At 73.2% G+C, this 25,148-nt stretch carries 24 protein-coding genes and 1 riboswitch; of the genes, 12 read left to right on the plus strand and 12 right to left on the minus strand.

Annotation, left to right across the window (positions count from 1 at the left end; genetic code table 11):
- Positions 1-59: 59 nt before the first annotated feature.
- The 3 genes from ACWD6N_RS07145 to ACWD6N_RS07155 all read right to left on the minus strand — a co-directional run bounded on the left by ACWD6N_RS07145 (position 60) and on the right by ACWD6N_RS07155 (position 5,526).
- The gene (locus ACWD6N_RS07145) at positions 60-2,090 is read right to left on the minus strand and encodes a DEAD/DEAH box helicase (protein ID WP_387328483.1); all 2,031 of its coding nucleotides are present in this window, start codon (positions 2,088-2,090) and stop codon (positions 60-62) included.
- A 196-nt stretch (positions 2,091-2,286) separates the two neighbouring features.
- A complete protein-coding gene (locus ACWD6N_RS07150; RefSeq protein ID WP_354967288.1) occupies positions 2,287-3,831 on the minus strand; it encodes a hypothetical protein in 1,545 nt (514 codons plus the stop codon).
- A 114-nt stretch (positions 3,832-3,945) separates the two neighbouring features.
- Positions 3,946-5,526, minus strand: a complete 1,581-nt coding sequence (locus ACWD6N_RS07155; RefSeq protein ID WP_354967289.1) for a C40 family peptidase — start codon at positions 5,524-5,526, stop codon at positions 3,946-3,948.
- Positions 5,527-5,761: 235 nt separating this feature from the next.
- Here ACWD6N_RS07155 and mqnE point away from each other — a divergent pair, with 235 nt between their 5' ends.
- The 3 genes from mqnE (at position 5,762) to ACWD6N_RS07170 (ending at position 7,753) form a co-directional block, all read left to right on the plus strand.
- Entirely contained in the window at positions 5,762-6,931 is a 1,170-nt protein-coding gene (mqnE, locus tag ACWD6N_RS07160; RefSeq protein WP_354967290.1) for an aminofutalosine synthase MqnE, read from the plus strand.
- A gap of 23 nt (positions 6,932-6,954) precedes the next feature.
- Positions 6,955-7,392, plus strand: coding sequence for a hypothetical protein (locus ACWD6N_RS07165; protein WP_354967291.1), 438 nt, complete (start codon positions 6,955-6,957; stop codon positions 7,390-7,392).
- Between the two features lie 70 nt (positions 7,393-7,462).
- Positions 7,463-7,753 (plus strand): DUF4229 domain-containing protein, encoded by a 291-nt coding sequence (locus tag ACWD6N_RS07170; RefSeq protein WP_354967365.1) that lies wholly within the window; start codon positions 7,463-7,465, stop codon positions 7,751-7,753.
- 62 nt (positions 7,754-7,815) lie between these two features.
- Here ACWD6N_RS07170 and ACWD6N_RS07175 read toward each other — a convergent pair whose 3' ends face one another.
- Entirely contained in the window at positions 7,816-9,171 is a 1,356-nt protein-coding gene (locus tag ACWD6N_RS07175) for a C39 family peptidase (RefSeq protein WP_354967292.1), read from the minus strand.
- Positions 9,172-9,382: 211 nt separating this feature from the next.
- On the opposite strand from ACWD6N_RS07175, the gene ACWD6N_RS07180 reads away from it, so the two are divergent.
- The 4 genes from ACWD6N_RS07180 to ACWD6N_RS07195 all read left to right on the plus strand — a co-directional run bounded on the left by ACWD6N_RS07180 (position 9,383) and on the right by ACWD6N_RS07195 (position 14,572).
- Positions 9,383-11,260 carry a M14 family zinc carboxypeptidase gene (locus tag ACWD6N_RS07180; protein WP_354967293.1) on the plus strand — a complete coding sequence of 626 codons (1,878 nt, stop codon included), beginning with the start codon at positions 9,383-9,385 and terminating at the stop codon, positions 11,258-11,260.
- A gap of 198 nt (positions 11,261-11,458) precedes the next feature.
- Positions 11,459-11,524: riboswitch (cobalamin riboswitch) on the plus strand.
- 111 nt (positions 11,525-11,635) lie between these two features.
- Positions 11,636-12,571, plus strand: coding sequence for an ABC transporter substrate-binding protein (locus ACWD6N_RS07185; RefSeq protein ID WP_354967294.1), 936 nt, complete (start codon positions 11,636-11,638; stop codon positions 12,569-12,571).
- A 91-nt stretch (positions 12,572-12,662) separates the two neighbouring features.
- Complete coding sequence (locus ACWD6N_RS07190) at positions 12,663-13,760, plus strand: FecCD family ABC transporter permease (protein ID WP_354967366.1); 1,098 nt, start codon at positions 12,663-12,665, stop codon at positions 13,758-13,760.
- The gene (locus tag ACWD6N_RS07195) at positions 13,757-14,572 is read left to right on the plus strand and encodes an ABC transporter ATP-binding protein (protein ID WP_450004533.1); all 816 of its coding nucleotides are present in this window, start codon (positions 13,757-13,759) and stop codon (positions 14,570-14,572) included. The genes ACWD6N_RS07190 and ACWD6N_RS07195 overlap by 4 nt, the downstream gene beginning before the upstream one ends.
- 10 nt (positions 14,573-14,582) lie before the next feature.
- On the opposite strand, the gene ACWD6N_RS07200 is transcribed toward ACWD6N_RS07195, so the two are convergent.
- The 5 genes from ACWD6N_RS07200 to ACWD6N_RS07220 all read right to left on the minus strand — a co-directional run bounded on the left by ACWD6N_RS07200 (position 14,583) and on the right by ACWD6N_RS07220 (position 18,095).
- Positions 14,583-15,356: a VOC family protein gene (locus ACWD6N_RS07200; protein ID WP_354967295.1), complete on the minus strand. Its 774-nt coding sequence runs from the start codon at positions 15,354-15,356 to the stop codon at positions 14,583-14,585.
- Between the two features lie 93 nt (positions 15,357-15,449).
- Positions 15,450-16,187: an ABC transporter permease gene (locus ACWD6N_RS07205; RefSeq protein ID WP_354967296.1), complete on the minus strand. Its 738-nt coding sequence runs from the start codon at positions 16,185-16,187 to the stop codon at positions 15,450-15,452.
- Positions 16,188-16,201: 14 nt separating this feature from the next.
- Positions 16,202-17,152: an ABC transporter ATP-binding protein gene (locus ACWD6N_RS07210; RefSeq protein ID WP_354967297.1), complete on the minus strand. Its 951-nt coding sequence runs from the start codon at positions 17,150-17,152 to the stop codon at positions 16,202-16,204.
- Positions 17,149-17,460 (minus strand): transcriptional regulator, encoded by a 312-nt coding sequence (locus ACWD6N_RS07215; protein WP_354967298.1) that lies wholly within the window; start codon positions 17,458-17,460, stop codon positions 17,149-17,151. The genes ACWD6N_RS07210 and ACWD6N_RS07215 overlap by 4 nt, the downstream gene beginning before the upstream one ends.
- Positions 17,457-18,095 carry a transporter gene (locus ACWD6N_RS07220; protein WP_354967299.1) on the minus strand — a complete coding sequence of 213 codons (639 nt, stop codon included), beginning with the start codon at positions 18,093-18,095 and terminating at the stop codon, positions 17,457-17,459. Before ACWD6N_RS07220 ends, ACWD6N_RS07215 begins: the two co-directional genes overlap by 4 nt.
- 133 nt (positions 18,096-18,228) lie before the next feature.
- On the opposite strand from ACWD6N_RS07220, the gene ACWD6N_RS07225 reads away from it, so the two are divergent.
- The 4 genes from ACWD6N_RS07225 to ACWD6N_RS07240 are packed head-to-tail and all read left to right on the plus strand — an operon-like array spanning position 18,229 to position 20,522.
- Complete coding sequence (locus ACWD6N_RS07225) at positions 18,229-18,630, plus strand: type VII secretion target (protein ID WP_354967300.1); 402 nt, start codon at positions 18,229-18,231, stop codon at positions 18,628-18,630.
- Positions 18,627-19,553, plus strand: a complete 927-nt coding sequence (locus tag ACWD6N_RS07230; RefSeq protein ID WP_354967301.1) for a WXG100 family type VII secretion target — start codon at positions 18,627-18,629, stop codon at positions 19,551-19,553. The genes ACWD6N_RS07225 and ACWD6N_RS07230 overlap by 4 nt, the downstream gene beginning before the upstream one ends.
- Before the next feature lie 11 nt (positions 19,554-19,564).
- Positions 19,565-19,912 (plus strand): YbaB/EbfC family nucleoid-associated protein, encoded by a 348-nt coding sequence (locus tag ACWD6N_RS07235; protein WP_354967302.1) that lies wholly within the window; start codon positions 19,565-19,567, stop codon positions 19,910-19,912.
- A 4-nt stretch (positions 19,913-19,916) separates the two neighbouring features.
- Positions 19,917-20,522, plus strand: coding sequence for a hypothetical protein (locus tag ACWD6N_RS07240; protein WP_387328467.1), 606 nt, complete (start codon positions 19,917-19,919; stop codon positions 20,520-20,522).
- Here the strand turns inward: ACWD6N_RS07240 and ACWD6N_RS07245 are convergent.
- The 3 genes from ACWD6N_RS07245 to ACWD6N_RS07255 form a co-directional block, all read right to left on the minus strand.
- Entirely contained in the window at positions 20,502-22,745 is a 2,244-nt protein-coding gene (locus ACWD6N_RS07245; protein ID WP_354967304.1) for a HelD family protein, read from the minus strand. The two genes, ACWD6N_RS07240 and ACWD6N_RS07245, sit on opposite strands and share 21 nt — an antisense overlap.
- 484 nt (positions 22,746-23,229) lie before the next feature.
- Entirely contained in the window at positions 23,230-23,571 is a 342-nt protein-coding gene (locus ACWD6N_RS07250) for an HNH endonuclease signature motif containing protein (RefSeq protein ID WP_354967305.1), read from the minus strand.
- Positions 23,493-24,389, minus strand: a complete 897-nt coding sequence (locus tag ACWD6N_RS07255; protein ID WP_354967306.1) for a DUF222 domain-containing protein — start codon at positions 24,387-24,389, stop codon at positions 23,493-23,495. Before ACWD6N_RS07255 ends, ACWD6N_RS07250 begins: the two co-directional genes overlap by 79 nt.
- 167 nt (positions 24,390-24,556) lie before the next feature.
- Between ACWD6N_RS07255 and ACWD6N_RS07260 the strand changes: the two genes are divergently transcribed.
- Complete coding sequence (locus ACWD6N_RS07260; protein ID WP_354967307.1) at positions 24,557-25,141, plus strand: ArsR/SmtB family transcription factor; 585 nt, start codon at positions 24,557-24,559, stop codon at positions 25,139-25,141.
- Positions 25,142-25,148 lie beyond the last annotated feature (7 nt).

The raw sequence follows: 25,148 nt of genomic DNA on the forward strand, positions 1-25,148 counted from the left end.
CATGCGCGAACGCCGCCGCGGAGCGTGGGCTCCGCGGCGGCGTTCAGTGAATCAGTGGATCAGTGGGTACGGGCCGGCGGGCGCCCGCCGAAGCCACGCCGGTCATCGCGCTGCCGGTCGTCGCGCTGCCGGTCGCCCTGACCGCGGCTCTCCGGGCGGAAACCACCCCGAGCGTCCCGGTCCGCGAAGCGCCGCTCCCCGGCCGGTCGGTCCCCGAACCGGCGCTCGTCGGCGGGCCGCTCGCCCTGCTGCCGGTCGCCGAAACGGCGGTCGCCGGAGGCGCGCTCGTCCCGGTCCCCGTAGCGCCGCTCGCCCTGCGGGCGGTCGCCGTAGCGCCGCTCGCCGGTCGGGCGGTCGCCCCGGCCGTCCCGGTCGCCGAACTGCGGGCGGTCGCCGAAACGGCGCTCACCCTGCGGCCGGTCGCCGTAACCCCGGGCATCCCGATCGGCGTACCGGCGCTCGCCGGTCGGGCGGTCGCCGTACTGCCGGTCGCCCTGGGGGCGGTCGCCGAAGCGCCGCTCACCGGTCGGCCGGTCGCCGTACTGCCGGTCGCCCTGGGGGCGGTCGCTGTAGCGCCGCTCACCGGTCGGGCGGTCGCCGTACTGCCGGTCGCCTTGCGGACGGTCGCCGTAGCGCCGCTCACCCTGCGGGCGGTCGCCGAAGCGGCGCTCGCCGGTCGGGCGGTCGCCGTAGCGGCGCTCACCCTGGGGACGGTCGCCGTAGCGGCGGTCGCCGCCCGGCCGGTCACCGAACCGGCGGGGGCCGCCGGAGCGGTCACCGTAGCCCCGGGGCTCCGCCTCCACGCGGACCGGGACGCCGCTGGGCTCACGGGCGCCGATCAGCTCGGCAAGCGCCGGGTCCCCGAGGCGGACCCGGCTCTCGGCCGGCGCGACGCCAGCCTTCTCGAGCATCGCCAGGGTGGTACGGCGCTGCTTGGGCAGCACCAGCGTGGCGACCGCGCCCGACTCGCCGGCACGGGCGGTGCGCCCGGCGCGGTGCAGGTAGTCCTTGGGGTCCTTCGGCGGGTCGACGTGCAGCACCAGGGTGACCCCGTCGACGTGGATGCCCCGAGCCGCCACGTCGGTGGCGACCAGCACGTTCATCCGGCCCTCGCGGAACTCGGCCAGCGTCTTGGTGCGCATCCGCTGGGTCTTGCCGCCGTGCAGGCCACCGGCCCGTACGCCGACAGCGGCGAGCTGCTCGACCAGTCGGTCGACGCCGAGCTGGGTCCGGGCGAAGACCATGGTCCGGCCGTCCCGGGCGGCGATCGAGGCCGTCACCGGGAACTTCTCGTGCGGCGGGATCAGCAGCATGTGGTGGTCCATGGTGGACACCGAGGCGGTGGACGGCGCGGTGGAATGCGTCACCGGATCGGTCATGAACCGCTTGACCAGCGCGTCGACGTCGCCGTCCAGGGTGGCCGAGAAGAGCAGCCGCTGACCGTTCGCGGGCGTCTTCGCCAGCAGTTCGGTCACCTCGGGCAGGAAGCCCATGTCGGCCATCTGGTCGGCCTCGTCGAGCACCGTCACCTCGACGTCGTCGAGCTGGCAGATGCCCCGCTCGATCAGGTCGCCGAGCCGGCCCGGGGTCGCCACGATGATCTCCACGCCGCGCCGCAGCGCGTCGATCTGACGGTCGTACGGCACTCCGCCGACGGCGGTCTTCAGGAACACGTTGATCGCCTTGCCCAGCGGCAGCAGGGCGTCGTTGACCTGCATGGCCAACTCCCGGGTCGGGACCAGGACCAGGGCGCGCGGCCGCATCGGCCGGGCCGGCTGGCCGGCGGCGACCCGGGCCAGCAGGGGCAGGCCGAACGCGAGCGTCTTGCCCGACCCGGTCTGCCCGCGGCCGAGCACGTCCCGGCCGGCGAGCGCGTCCGGAACGGTGGCCCGCTGGATCTCGAACGGGGTGGTGATGCCCTGCCGCGCCAGTGCGCGGACCAGCGGCTCGGGCAGGCCGAGCGCGGCGAAGTCGACGGGCTCGGCGACCTCCGTCGGGGCGGCGTCGGGCGTCTCCAGGGCGGCGTCGACCGCCGCCGGGGCGGAATCGAAAACGGACGGAACGATGCTGGGGTCAGCAGAGGTGGTCAACAAATGCCTTTCGAGCGGGGCGCATCTTCGCGATGGCCTGCCGCGGCTGTGCCGCCGGATCGCCCGCAAGATCGCCCATGGGCGCGCATCACGCGCGCCGGGTCAGTGATCTCGACCAGTGTACGGCGGTCCGGCGGAGCCGCCAGCCGGTTGCCCGACCGTAGTGGGCGGACTCACCATCGACCCGATCGTCGGCTCAGCCGTTGAGCACGTTGCCCACCAGGCCGTCCAGGGCGTCGTTGGCGAGCAGGACCACCAGCACGCTGATCGCCACCAGCAGCCCCAGTGCGGCGGCCAGGACGATCACCACCCGGGCGGTGCTGGAAGACCGTTCGGCCGGGGTGTCGGCCCAGCCCTGAGCCAGGATGTGCCCGGTCAGGGAGCCGGAATTCTCCACGGCGCTGGCCGGCAGCGCGATCGTGGTGTAGCCGGGCTGCTCCCCGCCGCCGTAGACGGTGCCGGCCAGATCGGAGCCGCCGTCGTACCGCCCGCTGCGAGCGGCCGCCGCGCCCCGCCCAGCCGGCACGCCCGCCGGGTTGGACCCCCGGGAGCCGCCGGTGTCGTTTCCGCCCGACGGGACACCGCCCGCGGTGGACGGCGGCCAACTGGGCAGCGCCGGCGCGGGCACCACCGGCGGGGCCGAGACCGGCGCCCCGGTCCATCCACCGCCGCCCTGGGTGGGCTGCGCGGCAACCGCTGAGGCCGACCAACCGGCCGGCGACGCGGAGGCCCGCACGCCCGGGCCGGACGACGAGCCGTAGACCGCCGTGGAGCCGCGCCCGGCGGGATCGGCGGGCGACGCGGTGGCCCACCCGGTGGGGCTGGCCGGCGGCGCGGAGACCGACGCGGTGGCTCGCACGGCCGGCGGCCCGCCGGGCGTCGCGGGCGGCGGCGGGAAGGGCGGTGCCGGCATCGGGCCGGGCTGCGGGGGTGGCCCGGGCACCGGCGGGCCGGGTGGCGGTGCCGGTGGGCCCGGAACGGGTGGTGCGGGTGGGCCCGGAACCGGCGGCACCGGAGCCGGCGGCGGTGTGGGTGGGCCCGGGATGGGCGGCAGTGGCGGCGTGGGCCGGGGCCCCGGTGGCGGGGTCGGCACCGGACCGGGCGGGTACGGCCCAGGGCTCGGCGCTGGCTCGGGCTCGGGCGGCGGGGTCGGGCCCGGTGGTGCGGGGGTCGGCTCCGGGGTCGGAGGCGTGGGCGGCTGGACGGGCTCCGGAGGCTGCGCCGGTTGGGGCGGCTCGGGGCTCACCGGAGCGGAGCGGTAGACGGCGGGAGCGCTTGGCCGGGAATCCGGGGTGCCCACCGCGCCGGCCGTGACGCGGCTGTTGGCGGACACCGTGGCGCTGGCCCGGGCCGGGGCGCTCGAGCCGTCCCGCTGCCCGGGCAGAGACCCGCCGGTCGGGTTGGCCGATCCGGTCGCCCGGTAGGTGGTCGCGCTCACCGGCGCGCTGGCCGGGAGGTCATCCGGCGCCGCGGCGGCGGTGACGACACTGGCGCGGGCGCGTACCGGAGCGGCGGCCGGGTCAGCCTCATCGGGCGCCGGCTGCCCCCCGTCCGCGTCGGCGGAGCTGGCGGGAGCGTCGGTGCCGGCGGAATCGTCGGCGGCACCGACGTCACCGTCGGCGGGGGTCTCGACGGCGGCACTGACGGTGTCGGCGCTGGGTGCCGGGTCAGTTGTTCCCGGTCCCGGCTGGTCGACCGCGACGGGGGCGGCCTTCTCCGCCGGATCACTCTGCTCGGCCATCTCCGCCCTCCGTGCCACGCTCGCACCCGGACCCGTGACACCGGGCCGGATGTGCCTGGATGTCACGGTGCCACAGATCGCCCCGAGCGGACAGCCGGAGCCGATTGTGGCGCCTCAGCTTCCGGTGCTCGGGCTGCCCGTCGTGCTCGGGGTCGGGCTGTCGCTGGACACCCCGCTCCGGCTCGCCGACGGCGAGCCGGCCGGGGTCGAGGTGGCCGGCGCACTGGTCGGTGGCGGTGGCGGCGTCGTCGGCGTCTCGCTCGGCGAGGTGCTCGGCGAGGTGCTGCCGGTCGGGGTCGGGGTCGGGGTGCCGGTGGGCGTCGGGGTGGCCGATCCGGTCGGCGTCGGCTTGGTGGTCGGCGTGGGCTTGGTGGTCGGCGTGGGCTTGGTGGTCGGCGTGGGCTTGGTGGTGGGTGTCGGCTTCGTGGTGGGCGTCGGCGTCGGGCTGGTCGGCGCGCTGGGCGTCGGGACCGGCACGGTCGGGGCCGGCACCGCGCCGATCACCCGGGTGGCGGCGTACAGCCGGGACCAGCGGACGACCGAGACCTTGACGACGTCGCCGGTGGTGGGCGCCTGCACCATCTTGCCGTTGCCGATGTACATGGCGACGTGGTGGATCGTGGTCCAGCTGCTGCCGGAGGCGAAGAAGAGCAGGTCGCCGGGGAGCAGCGCGGTCTGCGGCACCGTCCGCGAGCGGGTGGCGGCGTACTGGTCCCGGGAGACCCGGGGCAGCTGGAAGTAGTCGGCGCCGGGCGACCGGTACGCCGCCCACATCAGACCGGAGCAGTCGAACGTGTCGGGCCCCTCCTCCGACCACTCGTACGGGTCGCCGAGCTGGGCGAGGGCGTACCGGACCGCGGCCAGCGCCCGCGGGTGCGCCGCCATCCCGCTGACGTTCTGGCCGACGAGGTAGCCGGCACCGAGCTGCTGCTCGGCGGCCTCCTGCTGGCGCTCGATCTCGATGAGCTGCGCGGCGTTGTCGCGGCGCAGCTTGAGGAGGCTGGCCTCGGCCGCGCGCAGCGCCTTCTCCCCGACGGCGAACTCCGCCTCGGCGGCGTCGAGCTGGGTCTTGGCCGTGGTGTGCGCCTGGTAGGCGGACTGCTCGCCGCTGCGGGCCCGGGAAAGCTCCCCGGCCACCCCGGTGGTGCCGCGCTCGACCTTCTCGCCACGGGCGATCCGCTGGAGCCGGCTCAACCCCTGGATGTCGTCGGCCAGGTCGCCGGGCGGTAGCGCGGCGGCCGCCTTGAACGCGTCCGAGGCGGCGACGTCGGCCGCCTGCTGCGCCCGGAGGAGATCGTCCTGCGCGGTCGCCAGCGCCTTGCCGGCCGCCTCGAGCTGGGCCTGCGCGTCCGCGCGTTTCTGCTGGCTCAGCAGCAGTGCCTCGCCGAGGGCGCCGACCTGGGTCTCGCCGGCGGCGATCTGGGCGGCCAGCGGGCCGTTGCCGACGTTCATCACCGGCGGGACCGGGACACCGGCGACGGGTGCGCCACCGGGCAGTTGGAGCGCGCCGACCACCGCCGGGCGCGAGCCGGTGTCCGGCACCGTGGTGGGCACCCCGGGCTCGGCGTACGCGGGGGTGGCGAGCACGGCGGCGGCGATCGCGCCGAGCAGGGCGGCCCAGAGCTTCGGACGCAGCACCGGCGAGATCACCGGGCTCCGTCGTCGCTGCCGTCGCCCGCGCCCGCTGTCGACCATTCCGCTCCCCGTCCCGCTGCCCGTCGCCGCGCTCGGTGGCGCGGCCGTCGGGACGGTACCAGTGTGTGTTCCGCCCCACCCTGTCTTACCGCACGCGGGCAGTGATGTCGATGCATCGCCGGGTTACGGGAGGCTGAGAGTCTGGTGAAGTCGGTCGCTGTCGCCGACCGTGCCGCCGGGCCGGTCGGCGTCCCGACGTACGCTCGACCGGGACCGCAGGTGGAAGGGACGTGCCATGGACGCCGGACTCAAGCGTGAGCTCGAAGCGAAGGTGTACGCCGGTGAGCGGCTGACCCGTGAGGACGGGGTCGCCCTCTACGACAGCGACGACCTGGCCTGGCTGGGGCGGCTGGCGCACCACAAGCGCACCGAGCTCAACGGCGACCGGGTGATGTTCAACGTCAACCGGCACCTCAACCTGACCAACGTCTGTTCGGCGTCCTGTGCGTACTGCTCGTTCCAGCGCAAGCCGGGCGAGAAGGACGCGTACACGATGCGCATCGACGAGGCGGTCCGCAAGGCCAAGGAGATGGAGGACGAGCAGCTCACCGAGCTGCACATCGTCAACGGCCTGCACCCGACGCTGCCCTGGCGTTACTACCCGAAGGTGCTGCGTGAGCTGAAGGCGGCGCTGCCCAACGTCAAGCTCAAGTGCTTCACGGCGACCGAGGTGCAGTGGTTCGAGAAGATCAGCGGCCTGAGCGCCGACGAGATCCTCGACGAGCTGATGGACGCCGGCCTGGAGTCGCTGACCGGTGGTGGCGCGGAGATCTTCGACTGGGAGGTCCGCCAGCACATCGTCGACCACGCCTGCCACTGGGAGGACTGGTCGCGCATCCACGCCCTGGCGCACAGCAAGGGCATGAAGACCCCGGCGACCATGTTGTACGGCCACATCGAGGAGCCCCGGCACCGGGTCGACCACGTGCTGCGGCTGCGCGAGCTGCAGGACGAGACCAACGGCTTCGCGGTCTTCATCCCGCTGCGATACCAGCACGACTTCGTGGACTCGGCGGACGGCAAGATCCGTAACAAGATCCAGGCGCGCACCACGATGGCCTCGCCGGCCGAGTCGTTGAAGACGTTCGCCGTCTCCCGGCTGCTCTTCGACAACGTGCCGCACGTGAAGAACTTCTGGGTGATGCACGGGCTCTCGGTGGCCCAGCTCTCGCTGAACTTCGGCGTGGACGACCTGGACGGCTCGGTGGTCGAATACAAGATCACCCACGACGCCGACTCGTACGGCACCCCGAACACCATGCACCGCGACGACCTGCTGCACCTGATCTGGGACGCCGGCTTCCAGCCGGTCGAGCGGGACACCCGCTACAACGTGGTCCGGGAGTACGACAAGGCCCCGTCGCTGGCCGAGCGGCGCGCCGAGCCGCAGCAGGTGTGGGCCTGAACCGCCACGTACCCTCGCAGTCGATGACTGAGCAACGAGGACCGGAGCGGCAGGGCGGCTTCCCCCGACGGGACGCCGAGGGACGCGTCCGTACCCTCGGCGATCTGCTCGGGGTGTGCCTGGCCGGCCTGGTCATCGGTGCGCTGGCGCTCGTGCTGTTCGACTGGGCGTTCGCCTCGATGGGCGCCGGCGACTTCGGGCACACCAACGGTTGGCTGGCGGTGATCCTGCCGGCGTGGCTGTTCTGGGACGATTTCCGGGCCTGGGAGTTCGGCGCGGCCCGGGTGGTGGCGGCACTGGTCGCCGCCGCCGTCGGGGTGTTCGCGGGGCTGCTGATCGCCGGTCTGGGCGCCGGGTTGCCGCCGCTGCTGTCCGGAACGTTGGCGGCGGCGGCGTTCACCGTGGCGTACGCGGCGGTCTGGTTCCCGGGCGTCCGCTGGCTGGCCCGCCGGACCGGCTGACCCCGACCGCCCGCCGGGCGGATCGACCTTCCGCCGGCACCGGCGGGTGACGGAGAACGGAGTGGTGCGGGTGAGCGCGGCGGTCAAGTACACGCTGGGTCGGATCGGGCTGTTCGTCGCCGTGCTGGCGGGCCTCTGGCTGATCGACATGAGCGTGTTCCTGAAGCTGATCCTGGCGCTGGCCTTCTCGGCCGCGCTCTCCTTCTTCCTGCTGCGCGGCTGGCGGGAGGAGATGGCCGAGGAGATGGCCGGCGCGACCGAGCGCCGCCGAGCGGAGAAGGAACGCCTCCGCTCGGCCCTGGCCGGCGACGACCAGCCCCCCTCCACCGACCAACCCCCCACCGACCAGCCCCCGCGTTGATCATGAAGTTATTGCTCCGACACGCCGATCGGCCGGGCAATAACTTCATGATCAACCACGCTCTACCAGTTGGTGGAGCCCGAGACCTTCGGCCAGGGCTTGCTCGTCGGCTTGATGAGGTATGCGACGCCGCCCGAGCCGCCGGAGACGCCGCCGGTGGCGTTGACCCGCTTGGTCCGCAGCCAGATCTGCTCGAACTGGGCACGCTTGTAGACGTTGCGCACCACGTCGTTGCTGGACGAGGCCGGGTCGTTGACGATCACGTCGCCGTCGGCGGTGAAGCCGACCACCACGAACAGGTGCCCGGAGGTGCCGTAGTTCGCCCCGTCCAGCTCGCTGGCGAGGAAGGACTGACTGGTCACCACCGGAATGCCTGCGGCGATGAAACGCTCCAGCTCGTCCAGTGAGTGCAGTCGGGTCACCCGCCCCTCCAGGCCGGGGAAGCTGGCCGCGTACGCGGTGTTGAACGGCCAGTTGCCCGCGCCGTCGTACGTGTAGTCGTAGGTCATCCGGGCGGCGTGGTTGACCGTCGGGTCGGGGTAGGTCGGGTCCACCCAGGAGGTGTCGGCCGCGGACGGCCGGCGTCCCCAGTACTCGACCACCATCTCGGTCGAGGTGGGGGAGCACCACGCCTCACCACCGCCGTCGTACTCGGGGTAGTGCCCGGAGTGCACGTTCTGCGAGTAGCGCGGCACCGGCAGCTCGCGGCCCCAGGCGATGTGCCCGGCGCTCGGCGTGACGGTGAAGCGGTCCGGCACGGTCGAGCTCATCGTGCCGAGCATCCGGACCACCGGCGCGGCGGTCTGCCCGGGCGCCCGGTAGAGGGTCAGTCGCAGCTGGTACGACCGCAGCAGCACCCCGACGGCGGCGTCGTCGATGCTGAAGGTGTCGGTCCAGATCGTCGACCAGGGGTCGCCCTGCCGGTTGACGCTGGTCCTCCTGATGTCACTGTCGCCGGACGCCCAGCGGCCCATGACGTACCACGGGGTCTGGTCACCGCTGGTGTAGCTGCCCTGCATCTCCACCTGGATCCAGGTGCCGGCGGGGGTCTCGGCGTTCCAGGACGCGATCAGCTCGGTGGCGTCGAAGCCGACCCGGGTCACCGGGGAGGTCCAGGTGCCGTACTCCCAGCTGCGGGTGACGCCGGTGTGCGGGTCGGCGTACTCGGTGGTGCCGGCCGGGCGGGCCAGCGTGACGCCCGATCGGGCGCCGGGCACCACGCGGGTGCCGGCCCGGCTGCCCCGGTGCCAGTCGGCGGGCCCGGACCAGTCCTGGAAGGTGATCTGCTCGTCGTGGGCGGTTGCGGGCGGTCGGCCGCCGGTGAGTGGTGCGGCGGCTGCCGCGGGTGCGACGGTGGTGAGCAGGGCGAGCGCGGTGACGCCGGCGAGGGCGGCCGTGCGTAAACGGGATCTGGCCATGGGGGCTCCGCGGTGTCGAGAGGGACATCGTTGCTGGTCAGTGTCGCCGCCGGAAGGAAGTTTCGCCAGATGTCGACGGATGGAAAATCATTGCCGCCGCGATGATCCGCCTGGGATGCAAGAGGCAGCGACGGATATTGATATGACCATGTGACAGGTGGTGAAGTGTCCTCCACCGAGCGGGTTCTCCCGCCCTTCGAGGAGGTAGTCCATGGCCCTCCGCACGCCCATCCCTCTCCGCCGCGTCCTGGTGCTCGCCGTCGTCACCGGGCTGGGAATCGTCACCGTCGCCACCGGGCCGGTCTTCGCGCGGCCGGCGCCGGACCGGACCGCCGAGCCGGCCGCCGCCGGCTACCGGGTGCTCGGCCCCCGGACCGTCGCCGACCGCAATGCGGTGGCCCGCACCGGGGCCGCCATCGACTACTCCGAACACGGCGTGCTGCACGTCTCGGCCACCGCGGGTGAGGCCGCCGAGATCGGCAAGCTCGGCTTCCGACTCGAACCGCTCGCCCCGCCGCCGAACGCCGAGCGCGGCGCCGGAGAGATGGGCACACTGGCCTTCCCGCCCGCCGACTCCAACTACCACGACTACGCGGAACTGACCGCCGTCGTGAACCAGGTCGTCGCCGACCATCCGGCGATCGCCCGCAAGATCAGCATTGGTTCGTCGTACGAGGGCCGCGACCTGATGGCCGTGAAGATCTCCGACAACGTGGGCACCGACGAGAGCGAGCCGGAACTCCTCTTCAACGCCCAGCAGCACGCCCGCGAGCACCTGACCGTCGAGATGGCGATCTACCTGCTCAACCTCTTCACCGACAGCTACGGCTCCGACTCCCGGATCACCAACATCGTCAACGGCCGGGAGATCTGGATCGTGCCGACGGTCAACCCGGACGGTAGCGAGTACGACATCGCCACCGGGTCGTACCGGTCCTGGCGCAAGAACCGGCAGCCCAACAGCGGCTCCTCCAACGTCGGCACCGACCTGAACCGCAACTGGTCCTACAACTGGGGTTGCTGCGGCGGCTCGTCCGGCTCCACCTCGTCCGAGACCTACCGTGGACCGTCGGCGTTCTCCGCGCCCGAGACGCAGGCACTGCGCAACTTCGTCAACAGCCGGGTCGTCGGCGGAACGCAGCAGATCAAGGCCAACATCGACTTCCACACCTACTCGCAGCTGGTGCTCTGGCCGTACGGCTACACGACCGCGAACACCGGGCCGGGGATGAGCGCCGACCAGTACAACACCTTCGCCACCATCGGCCAGCAGATGGCGGCCACCAACAACTACACCCCGGAGCAGTCCAGCGACCTCTACATCACCGACGGGGACAGCATCGACTGGATGTGGGCCACCCACGGCATCTGGGCGTACACCTTCGAGATGTATCCAGGATCGTCCGGCGGCGGTGGTTTCTACCCGCCCGACGAGGTGATCCCCGCACAGACCTCCCGCAACCGGGAGGCGGTGCTGATGCTCAGCGAGTACGCCGACTGCCCGTACCGGGCGATCGGCAAGCAGGCGCAGTACTGCGGCGGTGGTGGCGGCACCACGGTCTGGTCGGACACCTTCGAGACCGCGACCGGCTGGACCATCAACCCGTCCGGCACCGACACCGCGACCCTCGGGGCCTGGGAACGGGGTGCCGCCCAGGCGACCACCTCCTCCGGGGCCAAGCAGCTCACCCCGTACGCCGGCGCCAACGACCTGGTCACCGGTCGGCTCGCCGGTTCGGCGGCGGGTGACCACGACGTCGACGGCGGGGTGACCAGCGCCCGGTCCCCGGCGGTGACGCTGCCGTCGACCGGCACGCTGACCCTCTCGCTGGCCTGGTACCTGGCGCACGGCTCGAACGCCTCGTCGGCGGACTACCTGCGGGTGAGCGTGGTGCACAACGGTGGCACCACGGCGCTGCTCACCCAGGCCGGCGCGGCGAGCAACCGCAACGGCAGCTGGGCGGTGGCGAACCTCAACCTCACCCCGTACGCCGGCCAGTCGGTGCGCATCCTCATCGAGGTGGCGGACGCCTCCGGCGCCAGCCTCGTGGAGGCGGCTGTGGACAACGTCACCATCAGCGCCTCCTGATCGGATGGGGCCCCGTTCCGCCCCTGCGGGGCCCCACCACCCGTTTCTGACCCCCGCGATGCGCGACATATCGCCGTCGGTCGGTCATCTCGCCCCACCTTCCCGGGGCCAAGGTGATCGACACGCGGCGATTGGCCCTTGATCGATCCGGCACGTCCAGGCGGTGCGCTACCGTCTTAGCGACCACTCCGCAGCGAAGCCGGTGCGAAACCGGCGCTGTCCCGCAACTGTGATGCCCCGTCCTGACGGCGGGGACGAGCCAGGTCGCCTGCGGATCGGTCGCGACACGCGCTCTCGAGGAAGGGCGCCTCGTGGGCGGGCGTACGAAAGTCCCTGTCGGCGAAGCACCACACTCCTCGACCGACAGGAGGTCCCATGTTCAGACGTACCCCCCGGCTCTTCGCCGCGACCCTCGCGGTCGCCGCACTCGCCCTGGGCGCGTGCGCGGAGAAGACCGCCGACGAGCCGACCGCGAGCGGCAGCTCCGCGGCCGCCAGCTACCCGGTGACGGTCGGCTCGCTCACGCTCGACAAGCGCCCCGAGAAGATCCTCTCGCTCTCGCCCACCGCCACCGAGATGCTCTTCGCCATCGGCGCCGGCCCGCAGGTGAGCGCGGTCGACGACCAGTCCAACTATCCGGCCGACGCGCCCAAGAGCGACCTGTCCGGCTTCCAGCCCAACGCCGAGGCGATCGCCGGTAAGGGCCCCGACCTGGTGGTGCTCGCGAACGACACCAACAAGATCGTCGACCAGCTCGGCAAGCTGAAGATCCCGGTCTACCTCACCCCCGCGGCGGTCACCCTGGACGACTCGTACCGGCAGATCGCCGAGCTGGGCACGCTGACCGGCCACGCCGACCAGGCGACCGACGTCGCCGGCCGGATGAAGGACGACATCGCCAAGCTGGTCAAGGACCTGCCGCAGCGCGCCGAGAAGCTCACCTACTACCACGAGCTGGGCCCGGAGCTGTACAGCGTGACCAGCAAGACCTTCATGGGCTCGCTCTACAGCCAGGTCGGTCTGGCCAACATCGCGGATCCGGCCGACGCGGACGGCAAGAGCGGCGGTTACCCGCAGCTGTCCCAGGAGTTCATCGTCAAGGCCAACCCGGACTTCGTCTTCCTGGCCGACTCCAAGTGCTGCCAGCAGAACGCCGACTCGGTCCGGGCGCGCAGCGGCTGGGCCGGGCTGAGCGCGGTGAAGAACAACCAGGTGGTCGCGCTGGATGACGACATCGCCTCGCGCTGGGGCCCGCGGGTCGTGGACCTGCTCCGGGTCATCATCGACGCGGTCGCCAAGGTGCCCGCGTGACCGTCGTCCGTCGGTGAGCGCGAGGAGTGAACCGGGGTTGCGAGCCTCGCGGTCACGAACGGAAGAAGGCTCGGTGACCGGGGAGCCGCTGGTGGCCACCCCGGCGCCACCCACCCGGCCGGCCGCGACGCCACCCGCGTCGCGGCCCGCCGGGCTGCGCAAGCGCTGGCTGGCCGCCGGCGTGGTCGCGGTGCTCCTCGCGCTGGTCGCCGGGGTGTCGCTCGGCCCGATCAGCCTGCCGCCGGGCAGCGTCGCCGCCGAGCTGCTCAACCTGATACCCGGGGTGCACCTGGAGAGCGGGCTGACCGAGCGGGAGATCGCCATCGTCACCGAGCTGCGGCTTCCCCGGGTGGTGCTGGGCCTGCTCGTCGGCGGCCTGCTCGCCCTGGCCGGCGGCTGCTACCAGGGGGTGTTCCGCAACCCGCTGGCCGACCCGTACCTGCTCGGCGTGGCAGCCGGCTCGGGGCTCGCGGTCACCGCGGTGATCGCCCTCGGCGGCGTCGGCCGGCAGGGCGCGATCACCGGCCTGCCGCTGACCATCCCGCTGGCCGCGTTCGCCGGCTCGCTGCTCGCCGTGACGATGACCTACCTTCTCGGCGGCGCCGGTGGGCGGAGCCGGTCACCGGCGATGCTGATCCTGGCCGGGGTGGCGGTCTCCGCGTTCCTCTCCGCCGGGCAGACGTACCTGCTGCAACGGCACTCCGACAGCATCCAGCCGGTCTACTCCTGGCTGCTCGGCCGGCTGGCCACCGCCGGCTGGCACGATGTGCTGCTGGTGTTGCCGTACGCCGTGCTGACCACCGTGGTGGTGCTGCTGCACCGCCGCGAGCTGGACGTCCTCGCGGTCGGCGACGACGAGGCGAGGAGCCTCGGTCTGCACCCGCAGCGTTCCCGCTACCTGCTGATCGCGGCCGCCTCGCTGGGCACCGCCGCGGCGGTCTCCGCGACCGGCCTGATCGGCTTCGTCGGCATCATCGTGCCGCACACCGTCCGGTTGCTCGCCGGGGCGAGCTACCGCGTGATCCTGCCGCTGTCGTTGCTGTTCGGCGCCGCGTTCCTGGCGCTGACGGACGTGGTGGCCCGCACCGCCGCCGCTCCGGCCGAGATTCCGATCGGGGTGGTCACCGCCCTGCTCGGCGGCCCGTTCTTCGTGCTCGTGCTGCGTACCGCCCGCCGGGTGCTCACGTGATCCCCGAACCCGCCGCCGGCCCGGAAGACGCGGCCCGCGCGCCGGCGGTCGAGGTGCGGGGGCTGCACGTCAGCCTGGGCGGCACACCGATCCTCACCGGCGTCGACCTCACCGTCGCCGCCGGCGAGTGGGTCACCGTGATCGGCCCGAACGGCGCCGGCAAGTCGACCTTGCTGCGCGCCGTCGGCGGGTTGCTGCCCGCGCCGGGGGCGATCTCCCTGTTCGGTACGCCGAGCGCCGCGCTGCGCCGCCGCGACCGGGCCCGGGTGGTGGCCACGGTGGCCCAGTCCCCGGTGGTGCCGCCCGGGATGTCGGTGCTGGACTACGTGCTGCTCGGGCGTACCCCCTACATCCCGCCACTGGGCCGGGAGTCCGCCGCGGACGTGGCCGCCGTGCACGACGTGCTCGACCGGTTGGACCTCACCGGCTTCCAACGCCGGGAGCTGGCCACCCTCTCCGGTGGTGAACGGCAGCGGGTCTTCCTCGCCCGGGCGCTGGCCCAGGGCGCGACGCTGCTGCTGCTCGACGAGCCGACCAGCGCGCTGGACATCGGCCACCAGCAGGAGGTGCTGGAGCTGGTCGACCAGTTGCGCCGCGAGCACGGCCTGACCGTGCTCGCCACCATGCACGACCTCTCCCTGGCCGGCGAGTACGCCGACCGGATGGTGCTGATCGCCGACGGGCGGGTGGTGGCCGTCGGGAGCCCGCACGAGGTGCTGACCGAACACCTGCTCGCCACCCACTACCGGGCCAGCGTCCGGGTCGTGCCCGGCGCGCACGGGCCGCTCGTCGTCCCCGTCCGCCCCCGCTGAGCCCGGACGGTCAGTCCCCGTCCGGGCCGAGGTCGATGACGGAGAAGAGGGCCCCCTGGGGGTCGCGCAGGGCGGCGAACCGGCCCGCCGGGTTGTCCCGGGGCGGCACCAGGATGGTCCCACCGAGCTCGGCGGCGCGGGCCGCGGCGGCGTCCGCGTCGGCCACCGCGAAGTACACCGTCCAGTACGCCGGCAGGTCGGCCGGGAAGTCGTCGGCGAACGGCGGCATCATCCCGGCGACGATCTGCGTACCGAGCCGCCACCCGGTGTACGTCATCCCGCCGACGGGTTGGTCGTCCGGCTGCCAGCCGAACACCAGCTCGTAGAAGACCTTCGCGCCCTCCGGGTCCGGGGTGACCAGCTCCGTCCAGCTCATCGCGCCCGGCACGTTGAACACCTCGGCGCCAGGCATCGCCAGCGGTTGCCAGACGCTGAACGTGGCGCCCGCCGGGTCGGCGAAGACCGCCATCCGGCCCCGGTCGAAGACCTCGAACGGCGGCACCACGACCTGTCCACCCGCGCGTTCGACCCGACCGGCGACCAGTTCCGCGTCGTCCGTGGCGAGGTACGTCGACCAGATCGGCACCTGGTCCGGGATCGCCGGCGGCCCGGCTCCGGCCACCGACCGCCCGTCGAGCTGGAAGATGGTGTACCCGCCCGCCTCCGGCTCCGGTGTCACCCGGCCGGTCCACCCGAACAGCTCGGGATAGAAGCGCCGCGCGTCGGTCAGGTCCGGGGTGGCCAGGTCGGCCCAGCAGGGCGTACCCGGCGGGACGGTGCTCACGTCAAGACCCCTCTCGGCCCGGCGGCCACGACGGCCCCCTGCCGGAATCCTGGCACCGTCCGGCCGCGGCCCGGGGCGGAAACGGACGAATCGTCAGCTGAACCGGCGACCCTCGTCCCGCCGGTACGCCCAGCCCGCGAGCGTGGCGAGCAGCACCACCCAGACGCCGAGCATGATCACTGACAGCGGCTCGATCTGGTAGTCGCCCACCGCGGCCCACATCAGCTCGGCGGCCCCCCGGGTGGGCAGGAACGGCGCGATCGTCTCGATGAACCCGGGTGCTTCCCCCGGTGCGGAGAGCAGTCCGCCGCCGAACGCGAGCGGCAGGAAGACGACCTGCGCCACCACGATCGCCGCCTTGCTCGGCAGCGAGTAGCCGATGGCGAGCCCCATCAGCGTGAACGGGACCGAGATGACGGCCACGGTGACGACGGCCAGCAGGAACGCCGCCGGGGTGATCTGGGCCGCGGTTAGCGTCGCGCCGATCACCGCGACCGGGATCAGCGAGAGGTACGTCAGCGCCAGGCCGGCCAGCACCCGGCCGGCGAACCGGGGTGCCGGCCCGGCCGGCAGGGTCCGGGTGTACGGATTCCACGGCTGGTCGCGGTCCTCGGCGACACCGACGCCGTACTGGAAGATGTTGGCGCTCATCACCGAGAAGGTGACCATCGACGCGGTGGCGAAGGTGGCACCGACCGGGTCGTCGCCGGCGAACGGCACCACGAAGAAGATCATCGCGGCGGCCGGGAAGAAGGCGCTGCCGAAGACCGCCACCGGGATTCGGATGATCTCCAGGAGCTGGTAGCGGGCGTGAACCAGGGCGAGCTGCACGGTGATTCGCCTCCTCAGGCGGTGGTCGGTCGGCTGCCGGCGGCGGCGGTGGCGGGCTGCGCGGGCTTGCCGCCGGTGGGCTCTGTCCCGGTGGCGGGCTCGCTCCCGTTGGTGATGGCCAGGAACGCCTCCTCCAGCGAGGTGGGCCGGACCTCCAGGTCGGCGAAGGCGGTCCCAGCGGTGACCAGCGCCCGGACCAACTGGTCGGCGTCGGTGGTGAGCAGGTGCAGCCGGCCGTCGATCCGTTCGGTGCGGACCACGCCGGGCAGCTCGGGCAGGTCGTCGGCGACCAGGCTGACCCGGCGTACGCCGACGATGCCGCGCACCGCGTCCACGGTGTCGTCGGCGAGCACCCGGCCCTGCCCGATCACCACGACCCGGCGGGCCAGCGCCTCCACCTCCTCCAGGTAGTGGCTGCTCAACAGGACGGTCCCGCCGTCGGTGTGGAACGCCCGGATCGCGTCCCACAGGGTGTGCCGGGCGGCCACGTCCAGGCCGGTGGTCGGCTCGTCGAGCAGCACCAGTCGGGGCCGGCCGACGAACGCCAGCGCCACCGCGAGCCGGCGGCGCTGCCCACCGGAGAGGCCACCGGTCTGTCGTCGGGCGAGGTCACCCAGGCCGAAGCGGTCGAGCAGTTCTCCCCGGGGCACCGGGTCCGGGTAGTGCGCGGAGACGAAGTCGACGACCTCACCGACGCGCAGCGTCCCGGGTAGGCCGGTCTCCTGCGGGGTGACCCCGATCTGTCGCCGGGACGCCGGGTCGCGGGGGTCGCCGCCGAACAGCTCGACCCGCCCGGAGCTGGGTCGGCGCAGACCGACCAGCAGGTTCATCAGGGTGCTCTTGCCGGCGCCGTTCGGGCCGAGCAGGCCGACCAGCTCACCGGCCCGGACGTCGAGGTCGACGCGGTCGAGGGCGAGGACGTCGCCGTACCGGCGGCTGGCCTGGTCGGCGCGGGCGAGGATCATGACTGCTCCTTCGACAAGGTGGGGTCGAGCAGGGTGCGGATGGTCTCGGTGTACTCCTCGAACGCCAGCCGGCCCCGCCGGCTGAGCCGGATCAGGGTGGCCGGGGTGCGTCCGCGATGGGTCTTGCTGATCTCGACGTAGCCGGCGTCCTCGAGCTTGCGCAGGTGCACGGAGAGGTTGCCGGCGGTCATCGCGAGCAGCTCCTGCAACCGGGGGAAGGCGATCCGGTCGCCGTCACCGAGTGCGGAGAGGCTCGCGACCACACGCAGCCGGGCCTGCGCGTGGATCACCGGATCCAGCTCGGTCACTGGCGGTGCCGCTGTCGCAGCCGCCCGACCGTCCCGGCGACCAGGATTCCGCCACCGCCGGCCACCGCGATCACCAGCGCGTGCCAGCCCGGGCCCGCGAACGTGCCGATGACGTTGATCAGGCTGATCCAGACACCCAGCCGGAACAGGTTCCGGTCCAGCCAGATGGCCCCGCCGGCCATGTGCAGCGCACCGGTCAGCGCGACGGCGGTCGCCGACCAGAGCAGGGCCCCCAGGTCGTGCGGCAGGTGGTCGACGACCCGGCCGACCGCCGCGTACACGCTCAACGAACCCAGGGCCCAGGAGCAGCCGTACCAGAGCCCGCGCCGGGACGAGTCCCCGGTCACCTGCCCGTACGCCCGTGCGCCAACCACCGCCTGGATCAGCGCGGCGACCACCAACAGGAGGAAGAGCACGGTCACGGGCAGCCAGTCGGGCATCCGGACCAGCATCCGACCGTCGGGGGAGAAGCGCAGGAAGAGCAGCCCGAAGCCGACCAGCCAGGCGACGCCCCACGGCCAGTAGAGGAGCCGGGCGTCCGGTTCGAGTCGGCGTGCGGTCGCCCCCCGCTGCTCGCGGATCAGTTGAAGCGCCGCCGCGGCGGCGGGGGGTGGCAGGTCGTCGTCGGGTTCCACGCAAAGTACTTTACGCTGCAAAGTCAATGGGCCGGTTCTCGCTGCTGTCGCCCGGGGCACCGGCGCCCGCGCGGAGTGCCTATGGTGGAGAACTGTGCGGCTGACCCGTCGCACAGGACACAGGGGAGGGTCCGTGTCGAGCCCGAGTAGCGAGCTGGAGGTCCAGCCGGAGGCCTTGACCGCGTTCGCCGCGTCCTCCACCGACCGGGCGGCCCGCTTTCGCGAGCTGCACCGCTCATTCGGCGACGGGCACGTCCCGCGGCACGCCTTCGGGGTGATGCCGGCGTCGTTCGGTCTCGCGGCGACGTACGCCGAGCAGTTCGAGGCGTGCCTTCAGGGGCTGGCCGACGGCGCCGAGGTGATGGCGGACATCGCCGAAGGTCTCCGCGACACCGCCGACGCCTACACCGGCACCGACGTGGCCAACACCGACATGTTCGTGCCCGGCCGGCCGGCCGCTCCCGACGTCATCGCGCCCGGCCCGTTGTCCCCCGGCGCTGGCGCCGGCGGCCCGACCGGGCAGGTGTCCGCGTGAGCACCGAGGCGTTGCAGCGCAACAAGACCTACTTCGAGCAGATCGTGTCGGGCACCCCCGACCCGTTCAAGCCACTGTCCAACGCGGTGCTCTGGCCCTTCGAGCAACTCCTCGAACTCGTTGCCGGCGAGCCGGACGACCTGATGAACGCCGCCCAACTCTGCCTGACCACCGGTGCGGCGGTCCGCGAGATCGCCGGCGAGCAGGTCCAGGACCGGGCCCGGCTCCGCGGTGCCTGGACGGGCGACGCAGCCGAGAGTTTCCACGCCTCGATGGCCTCGGTGGAGGAGGCGATCGAGGAACTGGCCCAAGGGCTGGACGGCACCAAGGAGGTGCTGGTCGACGCGGCCAACGCGGCGGTCGACGCGTTCAACCTGCTGGTCGAGCTGATCCTGGAGTTCCTGCTCTGGTTCCTCACCGAGGTGATCATCGCGGCGGTGGCGGCGGCGCTCAGCGCCGGCATCTCGCTCGCGGCGACGGTCGTCCGGGTGCTGGCCCGGCTCGCCACCACCGTCGGCCGGATGGTCAAGATCGTGGCGCGGTTCGCCGAGATCCTGACGAAGTTGGCCACCAAGATGCAGAAGGTCGCCGAGCTGCTGATGAAGTACCGCCGGGCGGTGCTGGAGATCCGCAAGGCGAAAAAGGCGTACCGGGCGTGGAACAAGTCCGGCTGGTCGGCCGAGGCCAGGGCGTTCCAGATCGAGAAGTTCAAGACGCTCTTCCCGGGCAAGTTCCTGATCAACCACACGTCCCCGGTGAACATCCCCGGCATCGGCGGCGCCCTGCTGGACACCGGAGTCGGGCTGCACGACATCTCGGACGGCACCAAGGACCGCAACTACCTGGTGGACGGCACGTACCGCGAGGATCTGGGCCCGTACACCAAGGGCGTGCAAAATATCTTCGACTCCATCCTGACCTGAGAGGGACCGACATGACCTTTCCCGGTTTGGACCGCATCGAGGCGCTGGCCCGCAACCTGGACGGCTGGCAGCGCGAGTTGGCCAGCAAGATGACCGAGATCGAGCAGAGCAACGCCGAGGGGGTGAGCGACTCCGGTCTGGTCCGGGTCACCGCCGCCGCGGACGGCACGATCGTCTCGTCGGAGATCGACGCGCGGGCGATGCGCCTCGACTCGTACACCCTCGCCGAGGAGTTCACCGCCGCCGCCAGCCGGGCCCAGCAGGCGGCCGCCGCCCGGGTCCGCGACCTGGTGGGCGAGGTGATCGGCGACGCGCCCGGCGCCGGACGGCCGGCCGGCGACCGCCCGGACCGATACTGAGCCGATGGCGGACATCAGCTACCAGGAACGGCTGACCCAGCTGGTCGAGCCGGGCGAACAGGTGCTCGCCGTCGCGAAGACGGAGGTCGCCCACGGTGTCCTGCCGGCCGACCCGCCGACCACGGAGCAGCCGGAGCCCTCCCGCGCCGGCGGCGGGGTCTCCTCGGTGCTGCTCAACCTGATCTCGCCGCTGGTGTCCTTCCCGGCGGGGGACCGGATCGTCGACCGCATCACCCACGGGGTGGCCGGCCGGGGCGTCCCCGGCTCGTTCGCCTCGACGCTGCAACACTCGCGGCGACCGGTGCCCCCGGCGGTCATGCTCCACGACACGGTCCTCGCCGTCACCGACCGGCGGTTGCTCGTGTGCGCGTCCGGGCCGGTGAAGCTCTGGTCGAGCCGGGCCGACGACGAGCAGGCGGTGGCCGACACCCGGGTCGTCTGGTCGGCGCCCCGGGCCGCGGTGGTCGACGCCCGGGTGGGTTGGCACCGGCTCAACACGAAGCGGCTCCGGGTGGAGTTCACCGACGGCTCGTGGTTGGCCTTCACGGTGCCGATCGCCGAGCCCGGCAAGCCGCTGCGCGAGATCGCCTCAGCCCTCTCCGGTCGCTGACCAGGTCAGCAGCGGCGCGGGCAGCGGCTCGCGGTGCAACACCGCGAGCCGGGACACCGCCCGGGTCAGCACCACGTACAGCCGGTGCAGCCCGCGCGCCTCGGCCGCGACGATCGCGGCCGGCTCGACCACCACCACGTGGTCGTACTCCAGGCCCTTGACCAGCGTCGCGGGCACCACGGTGACCCGCTCCGCGTCGGCCACGTCGTCGGCTGTGGCGGTCGGGACGCCGGCGGCGGCCAGCGCCGCGCGCAGCCCGTCGACCGCGTCGTCCGCGGCGATCACACCGACCGAGCCGTCGTGCGCGAGCGCCGCGCGCACCTCGGCCACCGTCGCGGCGGTCAGGTCGGTCACCGTACGCACGTCCAGGCCGCCGTCGCGGCGCAGCGACTCGGCCGGGGGTACGTCCACCGCGAGCGCCGGCAGCAGCCGGTTGGCGAACGCGACCACCGCGGCGGGCACCCGGAAGCCGACCGTCAGCGGGACCACCACCGCGTCCGGCTTGCCCAGGTGGGCCAGCGACTCCCGCCAGTTCGTCGCCGACCACGGCGAGGTGCCCTGCGCGAGGTCGCCGAGCAGCGTGACCGAGCCGTGCTCGCTGCGCCGGGCGATGGCCCGGCACTGCATCGGCGAGAGGTCCTGCGCCTCGTCCACCACCACGTGCCCGAACCCGGAGGGCCGTTCCAGCAACCCGGTCGCCTCATCGATCAGCACCGCGTCGGCCGCGGTCCAGCGGGTCGCCTTCGCCGTACGGGCCGGCTTCGCCCAGGTCAGCAGCGCCTGCTCGGTGTCGCTGAGCAGCCCGTCCGCCGCGGTGGCGAGCCGCGCCGGGTCGGCCAGCAGGCCGTGTACGAGGCCCTCGGGGGTGAGCGCCGGCCAGACCGCGTCCAGGAGATCGGTCACCGGTCGGCATCGACCCATCCGGCGCAGCCAGGCGTCGCTGGGCGACTCCGCCCGCCGCGCCTCGGCCTGCCGTTGCAGCAGGCTCACCACCCGCGCCCGGACCCGCTCCCGGCCGGTGCCGTACGGCAGCCCCTCCCGGCGGGTCTCCTCGACGATCCGGTGCAGCGGCTCCAGCCCGATCCGCCACCGGAACGAGCCGTCCGACACGGTGATCGAGTCGGTCGGCGTGCCGATCTGTGCCTGCACCGCGCGATGCAGCACGCTGGCCATCCGAACGTCGTGCTTGAGCGCGGCGACCGCCGGCGACTCGACCGCCCGGACCGGCACCCGCGAGATCAACTCCTCCATGGTGGCCTGCTCGACCTCAACCTCGCCGAGTGCCGGCAGCACCGCCGCGATGTACGACAGGAACGCCCGGTTCGGTCCGACGATCAGCACACCCGCGCGTCGCAACCGCTCCCGGTGCACGTAGAGCAGGTACGCGGCCCGGTGCAGGCCAACCGCCGTCTTCCCGGTGCCCGGCGCGCCCTGCACGCAGATCGAGTCGGCCAGATCGGCCCGGACCAGCTCGTCCTGCTCCGGCTGGATGGTGGCGACAATGTCCCGCATCGGCCCGACGCGCGGCCGCTCGATCTCGGCGGTGAGGATCCGGCTGGTCGTGCCCAGCTCCTCGCCCCGGTCCAGTCGCTCGTCCTCGAAGCTGGTCAGCACTCCGTTGCTGAACCCGAACCGGCGCCGGACCGCCACCCCCTGCGGATCCCGCGCGCTGGCCCGGTAGAACGACCGGGAGACCGGCGCCCGCCAGTCCAGCACCAACGGCTCGCCCAGCTCGTCGCTGACATGCCGCCGCCCCACGTGGTACCGCCGCCCGTCATGATCGCCGCTGCCGCTGCTGGCCTCCCCGGCGGTGGTGTCGGCGCCGGTTGTGCCTGTGCGGCCGGCGGTGTCCGCGCGGCTCGTGCCTGCCGCGCCGGTGGTGTCCGCACCGGTTGTGCCGGTGGCCCTGGTCGTGCCCGACCCGGCGCTGGTGCCCGTGCCCGAGGCGTCGTCGCCGGTCCCGCTGTCCGTGGTTCCGGAGAAGTCGAGGCGGCCGAAGAAGAGCGGCGTTGTCGGATCGTCGGCCAGTTCGGCCACCCGACGGGACAACGTGCGGCCGAGCGTCTCTGCCGCGTAGGCGTCGCCGGCCACCTGGTCCCCGGTGGCGAAGAGGGCCTCGGCCCGCTCCCGCATCCGCCGTAGCGCCTCCCGCGAGGTGGCGAGGTGCGCGCGCTCGGCGGCGAGATCCGTGTCGAGGTGGGTGTCGAGGTCGAGTGCGGGCATGCTGACGTCCCATCGTTCACATCTGCTGCGCGCTCGCGTGTCCGGGGGCGGATGGCCGGCCGCCCGGCGCGGGGACGTCCGTTCCGGTGCAGCTCACCTCGGCCGTCAAGCGGCCTGCAACTCTACGCTTCCGCGCCCGACGCTTCTACCGAATTACCGACGCGACCACCCGATAGAGACGGCGTGGCGCCGCGGCGGCGTCGCTGAGGTCGCGGCGACGCGGTGTTGGGGGCGCGGCGACGCGGCGTTGGGGAGGTACGGCGCTGGGAGCGCGCCGCTGGGGCGCGGCGATGCGGCGTTGAGGGAGGCGCGGCGCTGGGGCGCGCCGGTCGGGGCGCCGCGACGCGGCGTGGGGGAAGTGCGGCGCTGCGGGCGCGCCGCTGCGGGCGCGCCGCTTGGGGGCGCAGCGATGCGGAGGCGCGGCGATGTGGCCCGGCGCGGCGTACTGCCGGAGCCCTCTGGCGCGAAGGCATTGCCTTTCGTGTCAGCAGCGCCGGTGGTAGAGGTTGCGGCGCGGGGTGCGGAGCGGGTCGAGCCAGCGGGGCGGGAGGAAGTCCGGCTGGCCGTCCGCCGCGATGCGGACCGTCCAGTCGCCCTGATGGAGGAGGCGGTGATGGTAGCCGCAGAGCAGGACGGCGTTGCCCAGCGCCGTCGCGCCGCCGTCGGCCCAGTGTTGGACGTGGTGGCCGTCGCACCATCGGGGTGGTCGGTCGCAGCCGGGAAAGGCGCAGCCGCCATCCCGCAGTATCAGTGCGCGGCGCAGGGGCCCGGTGAAGAGCCGCCGCTGACGCCCGACGTCCAGGACCTGGCTGTTGCCGCCCAACACGGCGGGCAGCACGGAGGCGTCGCAGGCGAGGCGACGGACCGACGCTGGCGTGAGGCACGCCCCGGTCTCCAGGTGCGCAGCGCCAACCGGCAGATCTCGCCGAGCGCGTCCGCCCGGCGTTGACCGGGGCTGCGGTCGTCGTGCGCGCCTGCCGGGGCGCACAGCGGATCGATCGCCTCGCGCAGCAGGCTCGCGGTCTCGGTGTCGAGGCTGCCGCTCAGGCGTACCTGCCCGTCCTGTTGCTCGGAGAGGGTGACGTGCCGGCCGGCCTCGGCCCGCTCGGCGGCCCTCTCGAGCGCTGCCAGCTCTGCCTGGTCGGCCAGGTCCGGCGCGACGTGGCTGAGGACACGGGCCCCGAGACGGCTCAGGATGGCCGGGTCGAACCGGTCGGCCCACGCGATGAGCAGCTGGGTGGCCTTGTCGGTTACCTCCGGCCCCGCCTCGACCGGAAGGTCCCCGATCGTCTCCGCCACCACCCGGCCCTGCTCGACGGTGATGGCACCGGTGAGCAGGGCGTCGCGCACCGCGGACGGCGCGGCGTCGACGGTGGCGGCGAGCTGGACCAGCTGGCGGGCGGATCGACCGGAGAGTCGGAGCCGCTCCCGAAGCCAGACTGCGGTGGACGAGGCGCCCTGGGCGACCGCAAGGCCGCGGGCGTCCAGCTCGCGCACCAGCCCGAGCTGGACGGTGGCCAGCCGCTGCGCGACCGTGTGCGTCGCGTCGAGCGACGCGAGCAACTCGGCGTCGGAGAGCGTCCACGGGGCGGCCTCGGCGCAGTCGTCGACGGCTCCGCCCGCCTGCGCCAACGCCCTCAACATGAAGCGAAAATGGAACAGGTGTACGACACTTTCCCTGATCTGGCGCAATGCCGCTGCGCCGCTCTGACCCGCGCTCTGGAGGCGGCAGAACGCCGACGACGCGGGCGCGCTCTGCGCGGCCTGCGGGGGTGATGGCGGCTGGCGCCTGCGGCCGGGATCATGGGGGTATGACCGAGGCCCGCCCCGAGCCGCGTTGGATGATGATCAGTGACCCGCAGGTGATGCGGGCGCTGGCCCACCCGGCCCGGATCGCGATCATGGAGTATCTGAGCAGCCGTGAGGGTGGTGGGACCGCCACCGAGTGCGCCGAGATCGCCGGGCTGTCACCGAGCGCGACCAGTTACCACCTGCGGGCGCTGGCGAAGTTCGGCCTGGTGGAGCAGGCGCCGAGCCGGGGGGACGCCCGGGAGCGGGTGTGGCGCACGCCCAGTCCGAGTTGGATGGTCGACGCGGGCCGCGAGGCCGGGCCCGAGGCGCGCGCCGCCGAACAGGCGCTGGTGGAGGCGCACGCGGTCCGGGCCATGGAGCGGACCCGGGACTGGCTGCGGCGCGCCGGGGACGAGCCCGCCGAGTGGTACGACACGGCGCTGTTCAACGACACGCTCCTGCTGCTCACCGCCGAGGAGTTGGCCGAGCTGAACGAGGCGGTCGTGGCGCTGTTCAGGCCGTACCGCCTTCGACGGGGCCGGGCCGACCCGCCGCCGGGGGCCCGCGCCGTCTCCGTGCAGTACCGGGTGGTGCCGCTGGCGTAGCGGGGTT

The organism is Micromonospora sp. NPDC005163 (assembly GCF_053599835.1).